Source organism: Shewanella sp. MM_2022_3 (assembly GCF_022557375.1).
GTDB classification, from domain to species: Bacteria; Pseudomonadota; Gammaproteobacteria; order Enterobacterales; family Shewanellaceae; genus Shewanella; species Shewanella xiamenensis.
This window is the reverse complement of sequence record NZ_JAKZGV010000003.1, coordinates 103,429-120,955: the sequence shown is the minus strand read 5'-3', so window position 1 is coordinate 120,955 and position 17,527 is coordinate 103,429. Positions and strand designations below refer to the sequence as shown.

Genomic DNA, 17,527 nt, shown 5'->3' with positions numbered 1-17,527 from the left:
TGATAATGCTCAAATGGCTTAGGGCGGAGGAGGACGCTTTTTACGTGATACCTTAGATTCTTCCCCTTTGAGAAGTCGCTGAATGTTCTCTTTATGGCGAATGATTATCAGGGTCGAGAGCATCGCAACTGGAATGGTGAACCTATCGTCAAGCCACCAAGTATAAAGTGGGGCGAGCAATGCGGTAATAATGGCAGCAAGGGAAGAGTAGCGGCTAATCAAGACTAAGACGACCCAAGATGCCATCAAACAAATGGCCAAGTCATCACCAATTGGCGCCATGGCTCCAAAGGCTGTTGCAACGCCTTTGCCACCTTTAAAACCAAAAAAGATCGGATAGATATGGCCAAGACAGGCGGCGATTGCGATAAGGCCGAGGGAAATAGCGTCAATTCCCATTAAATAGGCAAGATACGTTGGCAGAGCACCCTTCAGCATGTCGAAAAATAACACCATGGCAGCCGAACTTGCGCCGCCAATGCGCAGCACATTGGTTGCTCCGGGGTTGCCCGAACCCTGCGTTCTTGGGTCGGGAAGGCCTCTTATCCTACACACTAGCACAGCACTTGAGACAGAACCGGCTAAATAGGCGGCCACAATCATCAAAAGTGTCAGTGTTAATTGACTCACATTGGTTTCCTTACACGTCTTAAGGTATTATCGCGCCACAATTTAACGGCCACTTGGCAAGCATTCAGTCATAAGCGATGGCGATTACGCAACTTATCAGGTTGCGATAGTTTCTGAACGAACAAATCCTTTTGGGCGTTATCCTACTTCGGATTGGCCCGAGTAGAAAGTAAATTAGTCGTTCAATTGAACGGTGGATTATACAGACTCTATGGCGTTTAGCTTATCAGACCTCATTGGCATGAGTGAGTAGGAATTAATATGGATAAAGTGCTTATTCGACAATTACGTATTGATACTGTGATTGGCGTCTATGAATGGGAAAAGAAAATTCACCAAAGCTTATTTTTAGATCTGGATATAGCTTGGGATAATAAGGCCGCAGCGGTAACAGACGATTATCAATACGCGCTCTGCTATGAGACGGTATCGAATCGCCTGACTCAGCTCATTACCGAAAAGCCCATTGAGTTGATTGAGACGGTTGCCGAGCGGGTTGCCCAGTGTTTGCTGACCGAGTTTAAGGTGAGTTGGGTAAAAGTGGTGGTGATGAAGCCAGGTGCTGTCCCTTCAGCCGCTTCTGTTGGGGTTGAGATTGAGCGCTCACGTTAATTGAATCTTTAGATTCGGGTTTTCGGTTTGGACGGTTCGGACATTCGTATGGCACGTATATACATTAGTTTAGGTAGTAATATAGAACCCACTCGCTACCTTAAGGCGGGCTTGCTGTCCTTACGGGAATACTTTGGCCCGCTGCAACTCTCCTCAATGTACGAGAGTGAAGCGGTTGGATTTAATGGTACCAACTTTTTAAACATGGTGGTCTGTGCACAAACGAGTCTGAATATTGCTGAGGTAGTTGCGCAGTTTAAGCAAATCGAGCAAAATCACGGCCGGTTGGTGGGGGCCAAAAAGTTTAGTCCAAGAACCTTAGATATTGACCTATTGCTTTACGATGATGTCGTTTGTCAGACCCCAGTGGTACTGCCCCGCGCCGAAATTGTCAGTAATGCTTTTGTGCTTTGGCCTTTAGCGGAAATCGCCCCCAATTTGATTCACCCATTGCAGCTAAAAACCTATGCCGCAATGTGGGATGAATATGATAAAACGTCACAAAAGCTGTGGCCGGTGGCCTTTGAATGGCCTTTTGGACTGACTTTTTAATTGATTGATAGGATTGTCATGGATACGTTTCAGGTAATTATTTTAGCGTTAATTCAAGGATTAACAGAGTTCCTCCCCATTTCAAGTTCGGCGCACCTTATCCTACCTGCACAGCTTTTAGGCTGGGAAGATCAAGGGTTATCCTTCGATGTTGCCGTGAATACAGGTTCATTGTTTGCCGTAGTGATTTATTTTAGGCATGAACTTTGGGCTATGTTTAAGGCGTGGATTGCCAGCATGGTTAAAGGTCAGCATTCTGACGATAGCAAACTGGCATGGTGGATTATTCTTGCTACTTTACCTGCTGTATTTTTTGGTTTTATGGCCAAAGACTTTATCGAAACCCATTTACGCAATGCCGGCGTTATTGCAGTGACAACAGTGGTCTTTGGTTTGCTGCTTTGGTGGGCGGATAAGATGTCACGCCGTGATTTGACGGTTTATCAAACGGGGTGGCGCAAGGCATTATTAATTGGTTTTGCTCAGGCGCTGGCGTTAATCCCGGGGACATCTCGCTCAGGTGCGACGATGACCGCCGCGCTGATGTTAGGTCTTAGCCGCGATGCTGCTGCGCGTTTCTCGTTTTTGATGTCTGTACCTGTCAGCTTAGGCGCGGCTATTTTAGTGGGTAAAGATTTGGCTGAAAGCCCGCTTCCCATTGACTATCAAGCGCTTACACTAGGCACTGTGATTTCTTTCGCTGCGGCTTATCTGTGTATACATTATTTCTTGAAAATCATTAGCCGCATGGGTATGACGCCTTTCGTTATTTATCGTCTTGCCCTTGGTGCTGTGTTGTGTGGATTTATCTTCTTATAATGCACTCGCTCTTTTGCCAAAAAATCGGGTCAAGTACCCGATTTTTGTGTTTTTAGGCATGAATTTTCGTATTTGGAGTTGTTTATGAGCCTTCAATATCAATGTCCTACCTGTAGTTTGCCACTGATGCAACATCAGGCGTCCCAAGGTTTTTATTGTGCGAATAAGCACCATTTTGATAAGAATGAAGCTGGATATTGGGTGTTCACCAAGCCTGCTCGTCAAAAGCCGACGGGGGATAGTCGTCAACAGGTCAGAGCTAAACGGTTCTTACTCGAGTCGGGGATTTTTACGCCTTTAATCGACAAAATGGGTGAGATGATTGCTGCGCATTTACAGGCTGATGATTGTTTGTTGGACTACGAGTGTGCTGAGGGCTTTTATTTACGTGCGTTATCTTCGTTGCTGTCAAGGCTGACAAATGGGATGAACGTCCACTACAGTGGCGTTTCGGATGCAGAAAATACTATTTTTGCTGCAGCTAAAGCGCAAACGCCAGCATCGCTCTATCTCAGTACATCCAAAGCGTTACCCTTTGCAGATAATTGCTTCGATTTTATTACTGTTGTCGATAAACCGTTGAAGGGAAAAGAATGTGTCCGCGTGCTTAAAGAGCAAGGGCTTATGTTGCAGGTGATCCCAGGTGCTCGGCATTTATGGCAACTCAAGACGCTCATTTATCCAGAACTCATTGAAAAATCAGTCCAAATAAATTTACCTACTGGGTTAATCGTAAAAGAGCAGCAGCGAGTGCAATTTAGTTTATCGATAACAGGTGAACAAGTTTTGGTATTGCTTGATATGACACCTTATGCGTGGCGTGCATCGGATAAAGTCAAACACCTTATTCGGACTCAAGTATTCAATAATCTAGAAATTGACTTTATTTTAGTCTTAGCGCAAAAGTCTTTAATCAGATCTTAACTCGCTAAAATAAATAATCGTATTGGATGTTTTTTAACCTATTCATAAGCTTAGGTATTCTATTACTTGATGCTTCTGTAGAGTGAATAATGCAAGTGCATGATAATAATCGAGCTTTTATGTTGCTTTCATGTTAATCTAGGACTGCATGCCTTGAAGTTTTTATTTATTCAGCCGTCGTTCATTACAGATATAACCTCTTAACTGCTTTTGTCTCGCAAATTGCTTGAGTTTGCGCTGTTGTACTTTCATTAAAATACCCGTTAAGAGATTTAATAAAAATAATGTTTTTAGTGAGAACAGGGGAGAGGATTATGAAAAGTGAAAAATCGATTTTACGATGGATATACCAGTTTAAGAATGATTAATACTGGAAAGTCGTTTTCTTTCGATAAGAGTTTATCTTGATGTCAAGCTGAGAGTTTGGTTTGTGAAGCTAATAAGCATTAGCTAAATTTCGGCTGAGTAACACAACTTGGCTTATTGCGGAATTAGCTTGTGAAAGCTAACAATCAACCATAAAAAAAGGCTTGGATCGATGTGCTATTCGCTTTCATCTCTCTCAAGCCTTTGATCTTAACCTGATGAATTACAGGTTAATTACCTATCATTACTTCTTGTAACGAGAAGCAACGTTGTCTAGACGGTCGTTAGCACGTTTAGCTTCTGCTTGTGCGTCCATAGCTGCTGCTTTAGCATCTTTAACGTCTGCAGACAGTTTGCTTTGCTCTGATTTCAGAGAGCCAACATCAGCTGACAATTGATCAACTTTGTTGCCCAGAGTTGCAACGCTTTCTTCCAGAGCAGTAGTGTTTGCACAACCACCTAGTAGGGCAGTCATTGCTAAACCAGCAATCATCAGTACTTTTTTGTTCATTGTAAAAAATCCCTTAAAATAGGTTGGATTTGAATGTTTCGTCACTTGGTAATCGAAACTGCCTAATTATGACATAGCTATTTTAATTTGCTACGAATATTAATGCGTTTAACCACTATAGACATATAAATTTTTTTTTAAAAGCGTTTTTTCCCGGTTATATCGTCATTGCTCATCGAAAAATGGTGTCCCATTTACTAGAAAGTGTTTATGTGTTTACAAAAAAATTACAATTTTATGGCGTCAGTTTGGCTTGTTGGTGTGGCCAGTTGAGTTTTACTTGCTCGACGTTATCAATCCGCCTCAAATTGAGCGCTTGTTTTATCTGTCCTCCCTGAAATCCTGCTGCGATGATGGCTTTTATATCCACATTATTAGCGGCTAAAAAACACGCATTAAGGTAGTCACTTTGCGGGTAGGCTTGATGCTCGAAGCCTGTGCGTCCTCGCATATCGGCGATACAAGCCAATAAGAGTTGATTTAGTCGTTCTGGTTTACGCCAAAAATCGGCTTTATCGAAGACTTTAACAATTGTCTCGGCTCTTAATTCAAATGCTTGGTGCACGTTTTGGTGCTGATCACTAACCAATAGAGCGAGGTCGCGATACTCGTTAGGGACTCGTAACCGTTCACACAGTTTTTTAATGACGGGTAATCCTTTTTGTCCATGGCCATGGTGTTTAGGCCAGTGTTCTTTGGGGCTTAATGCCTTACCCAGATCGTGCACTAAGGCTGCAAAGCGTACCGCTTTGTCTTGAGTCAGTAATGTTGCCTGTGTTAACACCATCAGAGTGTGCAGACCTGTATCTATCTCAGGGTGCCACTTTTCCGGTTGTGGGATGCCAAAAAGTGCATCAATTTCGGGGAATAGGATTTTCAATGCACCACATTGACGCAGCACTTGGAAAAAAATCTCTGTATTGGGGCCGCCGAGACTTTTATCGACTTCTTGCCAAACGCGCTCAGGCGTAAGCGCCGTTAACTCCTCGGTTTGGCTCATATGCTGCATCAAGGACATGGTTTCTTTGGCAATCTTGAAACCTAAACTATGAAAACGTGCGGCAAAGCGTGCCACTCGTAACACCCTTAAAGGATCTTCTGCAAAGGCTGTTGACACATGCCGCAGTTGCCGTGCCTGTATGTCCGCGACACCATTATAGGGATCATACAAATTGCCTTCTTCATCTTGGGCAATCGCGTTAATGGTGAGATCGCGTCTTAGCAAATCTTGCTCTAGGGTAACATCGGGACTGGCATAACAGCTAAAACCACCATAACCCAAACCCACTTTACGCTCCGTACGCGCTAACGCATATTCTTGCTGGGTTTTAGGGTGTAAAAAGACCGGGAAGTCTTTACCTACTTGGCGATAGCCCAATTGCTGCATTTGCTCAGGAGTAGCGCCGACAACCATATAATCTTTATCTTTTATTGGAAGGTTTAGCAGGCTGTCTCGTACAGCGCCGCCAACTAAGTAAATTTTCACAGGATTATTCTAGCGAGTGTGCCATAGGCATAGCTTATCATGATGATGCCATTGCAAGGCGAACTAGAGTGTAGATATTTATTAGAATGTCACATCCATGTTGCTGATGCTTTGACAATATCCTTTGGACGTTTTAACGTGGGGCGTTATTTTTAGCTTAGGATGATTGGTGGTATGTACAAGGCCTTTTATGGACTCAGTGATAACCCTTTTTCGATTGCACCCAATCCACATTATTTATTCTTGAGTGACAGACACAGAGAAGCCTTAGCCCATTTAACCTATGGGTTGGGTGAGACGGGTGGCTTTGTGTTACTAACGGGAGAGGTCGGCACAGGGAAGACAACAGTATCTCGTTGTTTGCTTGGGCAATTACCCGATCATACCGATACGGCGTTTATCTTAAATCCTTCGCTGACGGAGTTGGAATTACTCGCTACACTCTGTGATGAATTGAAGATTAGCTATGGTGAAAACCCAACCCTTAAACAGCTCACTGACCATCTGAGTCGTTTCTTACTGGCCAATCATGAGAAAGGCCGCAATACCGTTCTCATCATCGATGAGGCGCAGCATCTGCGTGCCGAAGTATTAGAGCAATTAAGGTTGCTCACCAATCTCGAGACCGATACGAAAAAGCTGCTGCAAGTCATTTTGATTGGCCAACCTGAACTGCAGCTGCTACTCAAACGACAAGAACTGCGGCAATTAGCCCAGCGGATCACTGCTCGTTATCATTTATTGCCGCTAAATGAAGATGAAATTGCCCTTTACGTATTGCATCGTTTGCAGGTTGCTGGTCGTTTTGAACCTTTATTTACGCGAAAAGCCATTAAGGTACTGCATAAATACAGTGGTGGTATTCCTCGTCTCATCAACTTATTGTGCGAGCGAGCCCTTATGGCTGGGTATGCTCAATCTAAGGTGCCCATTGATCACCATATGGTGAGACAAGCGGCTGCTGAAGTATTAGGGGAGGAAGAACCACAGCAGCATAAGTATCTGTGGCCAAGTGCTATCGCCGCCGCATTGGTATTAGCTTTTGGAGTATCCTATTGGTTGTTTACGGATAAACTCGCGGTTGCCAATGTGACGACCGAGCCTGTGACCCACGCCAAACAAACAGTTGTAGCTGACAATTCTGTTCAGCAAAGCCAAACGCCAGTAAATAATACTGTACCAGCACTCACTCAAGTGCAAAATACTGTTGTGGCGGCTGATCCAAGTCTGCGGGTATTACAGGAGGCTATCAAACAAAGTCGAAGTATTGATACCGCCTTTGCAGGTCTTTTTAATGTGTGGGGCAAAGTCCCATTTAAAGGCCTCACTGCCTGTCAGTCAGCACGGGAGCAGGGGCTGTCATGTTATCAACAGCAGGGAAATTGGATGTCGATTACGCGGCTAAATTATCCTGCCGTTGTATATTTAGTGGATGATAATCAACAAGATTTTTATGGTGCTGTCATTGCAGTTGATGGTGATCAGCTATTGATGCAATTGGGCGAGCAGCAGCTTTGGGTTGATAGAGCTTGGTTCAATCAACACTTTAGCGGCACCTTTGAAATTCTCTGGCAGGCCCCCAATTTACCTATGCTGGAAATTAGCCAAAAATCGAGCCCTGGGCAATTACAGTGGCTGGAGAATGCGCTTGCCCATGTGGCTAAACGACCTTCACGCCGAGTCAGCCAATTTGATCTTAAGTTGGAGAATGATCTTAAAGCCTTTCAAAGCCAACATGGATTGAAGGCTGACGGTATTGCAGGCAATCAAACGTTAGTGAGACTGAATTTGTACTTAAGTGATCAAGGGCCGCGCCTAACCGATAATGGAGCCCAGAGTTAATGTCCATTTTACTCGACGCGGTAACCCGTAATAAACAACAGCAAGCTTCACCTTTACCCGATGCGGTACTAACGCCGAGGGCAAGTTATCCTGCGCCACGCAAGGCTTCTTTCCCTGCTGCAAAATTGTCGCTGCTTGCCGTTGCGATTACTCTTGGTATCGGTGTGGCATGGGGCGTTGCGCATTGGCAACAGGTCAATTCAATGATGCCCTTGAAGGCTAATGATGATAGTAGAAGTGATCTTCAAACGGGCACAGTGATAACTCAGCATGCTTCAAATACAGGTTCTGATAGCTCTGTCTCAACGAGTCAGGCTAACCGGACCGCATCCTTAAATGACCCAGTAAGTGCAGCCACTACGGTTGCCACACAGGAAGATACTGTTACTCAGGGGAACGCCGCAGGATTTCGATTAGCTGGGAAAGTCGCTTTGCCCAGGGAGCAGGTATTAAATGATGTGCCTTTAAGCGCCCAAGCTTATCCGAGCGTAGATTCGTCACAGGTTGTCGCTACAAATACCTCCTCAAATGCTGATCCTAGTTATGATGACTATCTTGCGACGTCAGCGGCCTTAGATGAAACAACTCGCGCCCAGCCATCATCTGCCGAAAATGGGGAGCTGGCGCAAGAGTTTGCCGATCCTGAACCAATAATGTTGGGGGCGAATGCTAATCGTCAAGGGTTAGCAACACTTGAGGCGCTGCGTCAACAAGTTAATGCTGCGGCGACGGATGTTGGCTTGGATACGGCGCAGAGTCGTCAAGATGATGAATTGGTCGCGACCTTCCAAGATGCACTGAAAGAGGTGGAATATGTCAAAGCGGCTAAAACACCTGTGACAGAGCCTAAGCTTGATCCTATCCCTAAAACGGAAAATGGCGATATTCCTAAATACGGGCAACTGCCTGCGGGATTACAACTACAAGTACCGGAATTTAATATTGTTGCCCATGTTTATTCGACGGATGCGAGTCAGCGTTGGTTAAACGTTGACGGTGCCGAGTTACAGGAAGGCGATATGATTGGTGGTAAGTTAAAGATCATTGCCATTCGTCCGCGGGATGTCGTTTTAGACATTCAAGGAACACAGTTTAGGGTTCCGGCGATGTAAGGCATTCTCTTAAGACAAAAGGCGCCTGTTGGCGCCTTTTGTTTATCGTTTTAAATTAAGCAAAGAAGTTATATGCGAGGAATAAAGTTAAGCCATAGCCAACACAGTAGCATAGGAATAGTGCAGGTACATATTTCAAGTAGCTTACAAAAGTGAGCTCTTTTACTTTGCTCATGGCGACGATACCCGCGGCTGAACCAATCACTAATAATGAACCACCGACACCCACGCTATAGGTTAAGCCTAACCATTCTGGAGTGTTGAGTACTGGCTCTGCTTTTAATAGGGCAGCAGTGAGTGGCACGTTATCGATAAGAGCTGAACCCATGCCTGTGACAAAGTTTGAGATATTTGGATTAAATAGGGCATAGGCCTCGGTCAGCATATCTAAGGTGCCGATTTCTTTAAGCATGCCAACTAGCAATAAAATCCCTAAGAAGAATAACAAAGTGTCATATTCAACTTGGCGGATATATTCAAGGATCTTGATTTCTTCTTTATCGCTGCGCGTTGTATGACCAATCAGGAACATGATGGACAGACCGGTTAAGAAGGTCAGTACTGGAGGGATGCCAAACAAAATGTTGAGTAACATGGTCATTAAAATCGTGCAGAAGAACACGAGGGCAATCAGTAGATCAACCGTTTGATAACTATGTTTAATTGGGGTTGTTGAGACGATACCTTCAGCTTTTAGCGAAAAGAGCGTTGCCAGTAAAACGACACTCACGGCTGATGGGATGAATAGCATTAACAGTTCGGAGATATGTACGTGACCCGCGAGGAAGATCATCAGCGTGGTGACGTCACCAGTGATCAATGCTACACCACCTGAGTTCACTGCGAAAATAATCAACACCGCCATTCTGCGACGCATCTGTTTATCGAGTTTGAAGGTGGTTAATAAGCCCAAAGAAACCAATGTAGCGGTGACGTTATCACAAAAGGCGGACAGAATTAGCGAGAATAATGCGACTTGTATCATCAATAACCGAACAGAAACCTTTTGTGGAAAGAGCTTCTGCACCATGATTTGAATCATACCTTTGGCGTTAAGATAGGCCACAAAGGTCATTGTCGACATTAAAAATAGCCACAAGGTGGCAATTTCAAGCAAGTTTTCATTGAGTTGATGAGCAACTAACTTCTCATGGCTAGGATCTCCAGCAGCCATGAATAGTGCTACCCATGAAATACAGCCAAAGAATAAGGTGGTTTTTGCTTTATTAAGGTGGGTTACTTCTTCAAAAATAATACTGAGCAATGCAAGCAGTGCCAGTATGATCAGAAAGGTATATAGCATAACTGCAATTCCAACTGCTGTTTTAATGTCGTGGCAGGCCAAAGGCGAGCTATTGAGTGGCATTATCAAGGCTTAATTAAGTTTGCCGTGTTAACGCGTGCGGATCAGAACATAATGGCGCGAATAACGCAACTGTTAGCTGTAACTCAGTTTTGCGTTGCTTTGTGATGTGTATCTCAGTTGTTTGGGGGTGTTTTTAGTTTTAAATACTGTCTTGTGGTTTTTGTTGGTTTTTTATGTTGTTTATTTTGGGTTGGTTATTGAGTGTAAAGTAAGATCTACGATTAAAGTCTAAGCCGTTATTTTATCGATCCTGCAATTAATTTTTCTTTAGAGAGAAAATTCTGATTGAAAATTCAATGGTTCAAATTAGATGCTGGATTTGAGTTTATTACCGACAATTGTACGGAATGTGCTGAGTGAGTCACAGATATGGCCACGTCGAAATATTGACCGAACAGAAAGTGAGCGGTATCTTGTGCCTCTTTTATCGTTAGGACACTGGATGTTGTATTTTGAGGATGATGCAAAATGAACTTTGTACTCCGGAGTCTCTTACTCTTAGGCTCTTTGGTTTGGCTGATCTACAGTGGTAAACAATTACTTGCTTTGGGTATATTCCACAATCCTAGCTTAGTGATTGATCACATCACGTTAACTCTACAAGCCTTAGTCGCAGCGATTATCTTTAAGTCGGCCTTAGGTTCAAAAAAGTCCGATAGCTATTGATTGGGCTAAGATTTGCACAATATTACTTTCAAAAGCTAAGTAAGAAAAAGGGACGCTAATGCGTCCCTTGATATTTTAAGCGCTCGCTTAGATTGCCGCTTTCATGCGAGCTAATACGCGATCAGCCGCTTCAAGCGTGAGGCGCAATTCTTCTTCGCCATGGGCCATCGATAGGAAGCCAGCTTCATAAGCACTCGGTGCTAAGTAAACGCCTTCATCTAACATGCCATGGTAGAAAGTGCGGAAGTGCTCAATATTGCACTTAGTCACTTGGTCGAAGCGAGTGATCTGCTCTTGCTCAGTAAAGAAGAAGCCGAACATGCCGCCAACATAGTTGATCGCCATTGGGATGCCGTGCTTATCCGCCGCCGCTTTAAAGCCTTCGGCGATGCGCTTGGTTTTAGCGCTCAGCGCTTCGTACAGACCTTCTTCACACAGCGCTTCCATTTGTGCTAGACCCGCTGACATCGCAATAGGGTTACCTGAAAGCGTGCCTGCTTGGTATACAGGGCCAGTTGGTGCGATAAACTGCATCACATCTTTACGGCCACCAAATGCACCTACAGGCATACCGCCACCGATGACTTTACCGAGTGTGGTTAAGTCTGGTGTAACGCCATAGTGACCTTGAGCGCCACTTCTTGATACACGGAAACCTGTCATCACTTCGTCGATAATCAGCAGCGCACCAAACTCATCACACAGGCTACGCAGACCTTCGAGGAAGCCTGGGATAGGTGGAATGCAGTTCATGTTGCCAGCAACGGGCTCGATGATGATGCAAGAAATCTCAGTTGGATATTGCTCGAACAGCGAACGAACAGAATCCAGATCGTTATACACAGCAGTTAAGGTGTGCTTTGCGAAATCTTCAGGAATACCAGGAGAGCTGGGTTGGCCTAAGGTTAATGCACCGGAACCTGCTTTAACTAATAGACAGTCAGCGTGACCATGGTAGCAACCTTCAAATTTTAAGATCTTGTCACGATTAGTAAAACCGCGCGCTAAGCGAATGGCACTCATGGTCGCTTCAGTACCTGAGCTCACCATACGGACTTGCTCGATAGAAGGCACCATGGCGATCACTTTCTCAGCCATTTGTACTTCAAGTTCGGTCGGCGCGCCAAAAGACAGACCATTATGTACCGCAGCCAATACGGCTTCACGGATCTTCGGATGGTTGTGGCCGAGGATCATCGGGCCCCAAGAGCCGACATAGTCGATATAAGCTTTACCATCGGCATCGTAAATATAAGCGCCATCAGCTTTTTCAATAAACAGGGGTGAGCCACCTACACCGTTAAATGCACGAACCGGAGAGTTAACACCGCCGGGGATGGTTTTTTTAGCCTGTTCAAATAGCGCTTCGGAACGGGTCATGTTAAGTCCTTAAAGTATGTAGCCGATTAGCGATCGGCTTTACGTGAATACCAATTAACGGGACACTCATATTTTTCGAGTTGTGAGTCAACCCCGAGTGTCAATGCAAACAGTGCCATACGAATTAACAGTCCATTGTCCGCCTGTCTGAAGATAGCGAGATTAGGATGGCTGTTTAAATCATTATCTAACTCATTAGCTTGCGCACGCGAATCCCGTGGCAGCGGGTGCATGATCACTGTGTTAGATTTGCAATGTTGGGTGTAAATACTGCGATTCAAACGGAATTTACCGCGGTATTTGTTTGCTTCTTCCTGGGATGGGAAGCGCTCTTCTTGAATGCGGGTCAGATAAAGAATATCTGCTTTATCTAAGTGGCCTTCAAGCTGGTCTGTTATTTTGATGCTATGGCCAGCATTTTCAATGTCTGAGATCACATAATCAGGCATAGCTAATTCAGCTGGTGAAATCAGTGTGAAGCTGATGTTCTTATACATGCACAGCAAACGCGACAATGAATGCACGGTGCGGCCAAACTTTAAATCACCGACCATAGCGATATGCATGCCATCGATACCGCGGCCAGCATGACCTAACTCTTTTTGAATGGTAAACAAATCGAGCAAGGCTTGGGTTGGGTGCTCGTTCGAACCATCACCGCCATTGATTACGGGGACGCGGCTACCTTCGGCAAACTCTTTGACAGAGTAAGAGTCAGGGTGGCGCATCGCAATCACATCGGAATAGGTTGAGAGTACGCGGGCGGTATCGTACAGGGATTCACCCTTAGATAAGGACGAAGAGGCCATACCAGTGGTTTCACGCACATGGCCGCCGAGTAAGTTAAAGGCACAGCCAAAACTGACGCGGGTACGGGTACTTGGCTCGAAAAACAGGTTACCTAAAATGGCGCCTTCGAGCACTTTTGTGCGCTTCTCACGAAGTGCATAGGGCATCATGCGGTGGGCGACATTAAAAATAGTTTGGATTGAATCAAGATCTAACTGGTTTACGGAGAGGATGTGGGATCCTTCGAACTGGTTCATCAGCCTGTTTTCCAATTGCTAGGGGGCGTTCAAGTGCAGATATTGCGCTCGTAGCCCTAATGTTATGTAGGGTGGCTGAGGCGCGATTGTAACAGATGCACCAAGGCAGCGAAATAGTACCCTTGCCTCTGTAGTGTATTTTTACAGTGAAACAACAGGATTTTGTGAATCCAATCCACTCTTGGTTGACTGTTTAGTCTGTGACTTGGCTTAGACTTGGCCTGAGCGAATTTCTTGCTGTAGGTTCGGCCAACTAATCACCCCTACCACGTTATCTGGCGTGTCTTGATAGATAAAGACTTCACCGCTGCGCTTGGGTGACAGTATTGAATAGACCTCATCTAAGGTTTTGGTATCACTCAGTCCCTGCATGGGATGGCGTGAGAGGGTGATGTTGTCATCAAAGGATTGCATCTCAAGGCTGAGCATTTCTATTACCCCATCGGCATTACGTACTAACACAGGGCGACCTTCGGCGCGTTTTAACACCTCGAGCAGTAGCTCATCGTTGTTGTTGACGATAACGAAGCGCTTATCCATCAGGGCGCGTACGCCTTTTTTCTGTAGCGCCAGATTCACGGGGGCCACTTTATAGCCTAAGCCCATAATTTCTAACTGCTTGAAGAAGATAGAGTTAGTTTTAAAACCTTGATAGGCAATCAAAAATGCGGGAGCTGTGACAAACATCGCGGGCAGAATAATACTGGCATCGTTGGTCATTTCGAGCAGCGCGACTAATGCAGCGAGCGGCGCACTTAGGCAAACGCCCATCATGGCAGTCATGCCTATCACTGTATAGAGGCCAACGTAAGGCGCAATCGAAGGGAATAACATCGCACTGACTAAGGCTAAGATGGCACCGATTAAGGCGCCGATGCCGTAGAGCGGGCCAATCAATCCGCCCGGGATCCCAAGCCCTATAGCCGCAATCGTCGCAATAATCTTTGCGGCAAGCAGGGCGATTAACAGCAATAAACTGGGATGCTCGCTAATGGCTTCACTGATCGCTAAATCTCCAGTGCCCAGCGCCTGCGGCAAGATTAAGCCAATCAGGGTGGTGATACCGCCCGCCAGCAAGAGCCGATAAATCAGTGGCCAGTTTTGCCCCGTAGCAGTGACTTTAAGGAGCGCGTAATTGAAGAAGGCGGCGGCGCAGCCCAGTGCAATGCCGCCAAGGGCTAAAATCGGATAGTGATCCAATGGAATATGGATCACCTGAATGCGGTCAAACTCATGCACATTGCCAAACACCAGCTGGCTGGAAACTGCGCCACAAATGGCGGATAGCATAATCGGGAAGAAGTAATGCACTTTGTACTCGCGCACTATCACTTCGAGTACAAAAATCACTGCTGCTAGCGGGGCGTTAAAGGTGGCGGCAATCCCAGCTGCAATGCCGCTGGCGCACATAATTCGCACACTATTGTCGGGAAGATTAAATTTTTCGGCTAGAACACTGGCACTTACGGCGCCAAGGTGAATGGCGGGGCCTTCACGGCCCACCGAAAAATTAGTCCCTAAGGCAAACAAGGCCTGAAAAAATTGCCCTGCGGCAGATTGCAGTGGAATTTTGCCATAGTGCAATTTAACCCTATGTAATACATAGGCAATCCCCATGCGCTTGTAACGTTTGGAGCCGAGTTTGGCGACAATCCAGATCAACAAGGCGCCAAAAAGTGGCAACAATGCTCGCCAGTCGGTGATGTTACCCGTAAAATCCTGCGTCTCGATTTGGGTGTAATGGTTTGCCCACAGGAGTAAGAGTCGAAACAACAGGATCACGCAGGAGGCGAAGATGGCGAATAACAAGGCCAGTAAGCACAGCTGCGCACTGATCTTGGCTTGAGATAAATGATCACGTAGCTCGTTAGTTAAGTACTTTTTAGCTGTGCTGATAGCGTCTTGAATCGCGGCTTTATTTATCGTTAATTGCACTGCATTGGCCTGAGTTGTATTGTATCGAACTCGTTCTTGAGTTGATTGTATTTTATATAAGGGGCTGTTACCTAATGCCAAATTATCATCGTTGGCTAGACCGGCTGCAAGTCATGGATTTAAAGTATCGTCCATCGACCAAGTATTTATTGCTATTAGTTTTTGTAGCATTTTTATTGGGCGCTTGGGTGAGCTTTATTGTATTAAACAGTGATGAAGCTGTCGTGAAGCACATTGGTGGGGGTAAATTACAACGTGTTACCGCTGAACTTGAGTTGCAAACCCAGGAACTCGCTACCCGCAATTTAGAGCTATCTGTCGAACGCGAAGCCAATGCGCAAATGCAAGATATGTTTGCACAGCAGATGAAAAAACAAAAAGAGCTAGAGCACGAATTAGCCTTTTATCGCAGCATTATGTCACCAGATGACAACGCTGAAGGTGTGGCTATCCATGGCCTTGAAATGACGCCAGGGGCCTTGGTTGATGAATATAATTTCAAACTGATTTTGACTCAGCTGCAAAAACGTAAGCAGGCGATTCAAGGCCGCACCGAAATCACGCTTATTGGTGTGCAAGATGGTAAATCTGTTGAGTTAAGTGTGAACAAACTCACGGGTTCTAAGCTTGAATTTGATTTTCGCTATTTTCAGGTCATAGATACCAAAGTTACTGTGCCAGCTGGCTTTAATGTGGTGCAAGTCAAAGTGAAAGTGGTGGTGCCTTCGAGCCGCTGGACTAAAAATTCGCAGACAGAACATGTCTATAGTGTCCCTGAATTATTACAGGGTGAAAAAGAACCGCGGGTAATACTTGAACAAAATAGTCAGGTAACGGATAATTTGCCCCAGAAAACTGATGTAAGAGGTAGTAATGACTGATCAAGCTGACGCAACAATGCCAATTAAATTTACCGATGCGGCAGCCGCTAAGGTAAAAGGCTTGTTGGAAGAAGAGCAAAATCCTGCACTTAAGCTACGCGTGTATGTTACTGGCGGTGGTTGTTCTGGATTTCAGTACGGCTTTACCTTTGATGAAAAGGTCAATGAAGGCGACTTCACTGTTGAGAAACAAGGCGTCCAATTGGTCGTCGATCCCATGAGCTTACAATACCTCGTTGGCGGTGAAGTGGATTACACTTCAGGTCTCGAAGGTTCGCGTTTCTTTGTGAAGAACCCTAATGCCACAACCACCTGTGGCTGTGGTGCAAGTTTCTCTGTATAAGCTTGTGTTACAAATGTAGTTAGCTGATATAGAAAATAAAAAAGCCGTCGACAAGACGGCTTTTTTATTGGTAATGATCTACTGAGCTGCGTTGGTATAGGCCGTTAGTTCATAATATTGAGGTTTAACTTGGGCTTAAACCAAGCTTTAACGTCCTTATCGAATGCGATCCAAACCTGCAATAAAGATAAGACAATCAACACAGTAAAAATCACATAGTCAGGTAGTTTCCCCTGCCACTGGCCAAGGTGCACTGTGGTTGGTCCTGCGACGAGGTTGTCAGGATCGTATAACAGTACTGGCAGCATACTTACTAATGCTAACTGCACTAAGGTATAACCTCTTAGCATAATTAGCCCAGCCTTTTGGCGACCTATAATCCCGAGCACCATCAATAGGGTTAACATGCAGAAAAGTACCCCTTGTTTGGCGATTAAACCGCTTACCGATGCTGCGACATAAAGTAGCAGCAAAGCAATTAAGCGTTTAGGTAAACGGGCTTTTGCCAAGGGTGGCGTAGCCTGCGTTGCCAAAGAGGATTCTTGCTCGCTCAGCGACATTGTGGTTTGCCCTTGTGGATTAGTGGCTTTGTTTAGTGACTAGACGTTGATCTAACTCATAGGGTGGGATCACCACACCTAAGTCGTCCTGTACAGGGAATACGGCAACGAACAGATCGTCATCTTCCATGCCGGGTACCCATCGTTCATGCCATTCATCATAGGGAATCGCTAAGGTTTGGCAGTCGCTCCAATCATCGACTGCCCAAGATTCAGCCGCTTCTTCGGTTGGCCACATTGGGATACAGTCTTCATCTTCAGTGGTTAGCATTACGCAACCATCTTGATCTTGAAGCGTCCATAACACTTTATGTTGCTTGATTTGTTCAACGAGGTAGTCGTAACGCGCTTCTGGAGTCATGCCAGCGGCTTCTGCAAAGGTTTTAACAGTCTTGCTCATGAAAATATCTCTTATGCGTGAATAGGGCGAAGCCTGTCGTGCCACAAAAGTAAAAACGTGGGCACAGCAAAACTCACCAGTTGCCAAGATGGTAAC

At 45.3% G+C, this 17,527-nt stretch carries 18 protein-coding genes; 9 read left to right on the top strand and 9 right to left on the bottom strand.

What is annotated here, in order from left to right:
* Positions 1–18: 18 nt before the first annotated feature.
* The gene (gene plsY, locus MMG82_RS02970; protein WP_037415454.1) at positions 19–630 is read right to left on the bottom strand and encodes a glycerol-3-phosphate 1-O-acyltransferase PlsY; all 612 of its coding nucleotides are present in this window, start codon (positions 628–630) and stop codon (positions 19–21) included.
* Between the two features lie 261 nt (positions 631–891).
* On the opposite strand from plsY, the gene folB reads away from it, so the two are divergent.
* The 4 genes from folB to MMG82_RS02950 all read left to right on the top strand — a co-directional run bounded on the left by folB (position 892) and on the right by MMG82_RS02950 (position 3,537).
* Positions 892–1,242 (top strand): dihydroneopterin aldolase, encoded by a 351-nt coding sequence (gene folB, locus MMG82_RS02965; RefSeq protein WP_047537782.1) that lies wholly within the window; start codon positions 892–894, stop codon positions 1,240–1,242.
* A gap of 48 nt (positions 1,243–1,290) precedes the next feature.
* A complete protein-coding gene (gene folK / locus MMG82_RS02960; protein WP_037415460.1) occupies positions 1,291–1,794 on the top strand; it encodes a 2-amino-4-hydroxy-6-hydroxymethyldihydropteridine diphosphokinase in 504 nt (167 codons plus the stop codon).
* A gap of 18 nt (positions 1,795–1,812) precedes the next feature.
* Positions 1,813–2,613: an undecaprenyl-diphosphate phosphatase gene (locus MMG82_RS02955; RefSeq protein ID WP_037415463.1), complete on the top strand. Its 801-nt coding sequence runs from the start codon at positions 1,813–1,815 to the stop codon at positions 2,611–2,613.
* Between the two features lie 84 nt (positions 2,614–2,697).
* Positions 2,698–3,537, top strand: coding sequence for a putative RNA methyltransferase (locus MMG82_RS02950; RefSeq protein WP_037415466.1), 840 nt, complete (start codon positions 2,698–2,700; stop codon positions 3,535–3,537).
* 610 nt (positions 3,538–4,147) lie between these two features.
* On the opposite strand, the gene MMG82_RS02945 is transcribed toward MMG82_RS02950, so the two are convergent.
* Positions 4,148–4,414, bottom strand: a complete 267-nt coding sequence (locus tag MMG82_RS02945) for an Lpp/OprI family alanine-zipper lipoprotein (RefSeq protein ID WP_007650000.1) — start codon at positions 4,412–4,414, stop codon at positions 4,148–4,150.
* Between the two features lie 235 nt (positions 4,415–4,649).
* Positions 4,650–5,900: a multifunctional CCA addition/repair protein gene (locus MMG82_RS02940; protein ID WP_047537779.1), complete on the bottom strand. Its 1,251-nt coding sequence runs from the start codon at positions 5,898–5,900 to the stop codon at positions 4,650–4,652.
* Between the two features lie 174 nt (positions 5,901–6,074).
* On the opposite strand from MMG82_RS02940, the gene MMG82_RS02935 reads away from it, so the two are divergent.
* Together MMG82_RS02935 and MMG82_RS02930 are read left to right on the top strand one after the other, a co-directional pair.
* On the top strand, positions 6,075–7,742 hold the full coding sequence (locus MMG82_RS02935; RefSeq protein WP_047537776.1) for an AAA family ATPase: 1,668 nt from the start codon (positions 6,075–6,077) through the stop codon (positions 7,740–7,742).
* A complete protein-coding gene (locus MMG82_RS02930) occupies positions 7,742–8,854 on the top strand; it encodes a general secretion pathway protein GspB (RefSeq protein WP_069454475.1) in 1,113 nt (370 codons plus the stop codon). Before MMG82_RS02935 ends, MMG82_RS02930 begins: the two co-directional genes overlap by 1 nt.
* A 55-nt stretch (positions 8,855–8,909) precedes the next feature.
* Here the strand turns inward: MMG82_RS02930 and nhaD are convergent, their stop codons facing one another.
* Positions 8,910–10,157 carry a sodium:proton antiporter NhaD gene (gene nhaD, locus MMG82_RS02925; RefSeq protein WP_037427613.1) on the bottom strand — a complete coding sequence of 416 codons (1,248 nt, stop codon included), beginning with the start codon at positions 10,155–10,157 and terminating at the stop codon, positions 8,910–8,912.
* Positions 10,158–10,688: 531 nt separating this feature from the next.
* On the opposite strand from nhaD, the gene MMG82_RS02920 reads away from it, so the two are divergent.
* Positions 10,689–10,886: a hypothetical protein gene (locus MMG82_RS02920; RefSeq protein WP_037415478.1), complete on the top strand. Its 198-nt coding sequence runs from the start codon at positions 10,689–10,691 to the stop codon at positions 10,884–10,886.
* An 87-nt stretch (positions 10,887–10,973) separates the two neighbouring features.
* Here the strand turns inward: MMG82_RS02920 and hemL are convergent, their stop codons facing one another.
* The 3 genes from hemL to MMG82_RS02905 form a co-directional block, all read right to left on the bottom strand.
* Positions 10,974–12,266, bottom strand: coding sequence for a glutamate-1-semialdehyde 2,1-aminomutase (gene hemL, locus MMG82_RS02915; RefSeq protein ID WP_241406457.1), 1,293 nt, complete (start codon positions 12,264–12,266; stop codon positions 10,974–10,976).
* Positions 12,267–12,292: 26 nt separating this feature from the next.
* Positions 12,293–13,312 carry an aspartate carbamoyltransferase gene (locus MMG82_RS02910; RefSeq protein WP_037427609.1) on the bottom strand — a complete coding sequence of 340 codons (1,020 nt, stop codon included), beginning with the start codon at positions 13,310–13,312 and terminating at the stop codon, positions 12,293–12,295.
* 210 nt (positions 13,313–13,522) lie between these two features.
* Positions 13,523–15,247, bottom strand: coding sequence for a chloride channel protein (locus MMG82_RS02905; protein ID WP_241406456.1), 1,725 nt, complete (start codon positions 15,245–15,247; stop codon positions 13,523–13,525).
* 74 nt (positions 15,248–15,321) lie between these two features.
* Here MMG82_RS02905 and MMG82_RS02900 point away from each other — a divergent pair, with 74 nt between their 5' ends.
* Together MMG82_RS02900 and erpA are read left to right on the top strand one after the other, a co-directional pair.
* Positions 15,322–16,128, top strand: coding sequence for a DUF6776 family protein (locus MMG82_RS02900; protein WP_047537771.1), 807 nt, complete (start codon positions 15,322–15,324; stop codon positions 16,126–16,128).
* Positions 16,121–16,471: an iron-sulfur cluster insertion protein ErpA gene (gene erpA / locus MMG82_RS02895; protein ID WP_011071517.1), complete on the top strand. Its 351-nt coding sequence runs from the start codon at positions 16,121–16,123 to the stop codon at positions 16,469–16,471. The genes MMG82_RS02900 and erpA overlap by 8 nt, the downstream gene beginning before the upstream one ends.
* Positions 16,472–16,575: 104 nt before the next feature.
* On the opposite strand, the gene MMG82_RS02890 is transcribed toward erpA, so the two are convergent.
* Both MMG82_RS02890 and MMG82_RS02885 read right to left on the bottom strand, forming a co-directional pair.
* Entirely contained in the window at positions 16,576–17,031 is a 456-nt protein-coding gene (locus MMG82_RS02890) for a hypothetical protein (protein WP_241406455.1), read from the bottom strand.
* Positions 17,032–17,050: 19 nt separating this feature from the next.
* Positions 17,051–17,431, bottom strand: a complete 381-nt coding sequence (locus MMG82_RS02885) for a DUF2750 domain-containing protein (protein WP_037415505.1) — start codon at positions 17,429–17,431, stop codon at positions 17,051–17,053.
* Between the last annotated feature and the right edge of the window lie 96 nt (positions 17,432–17,527).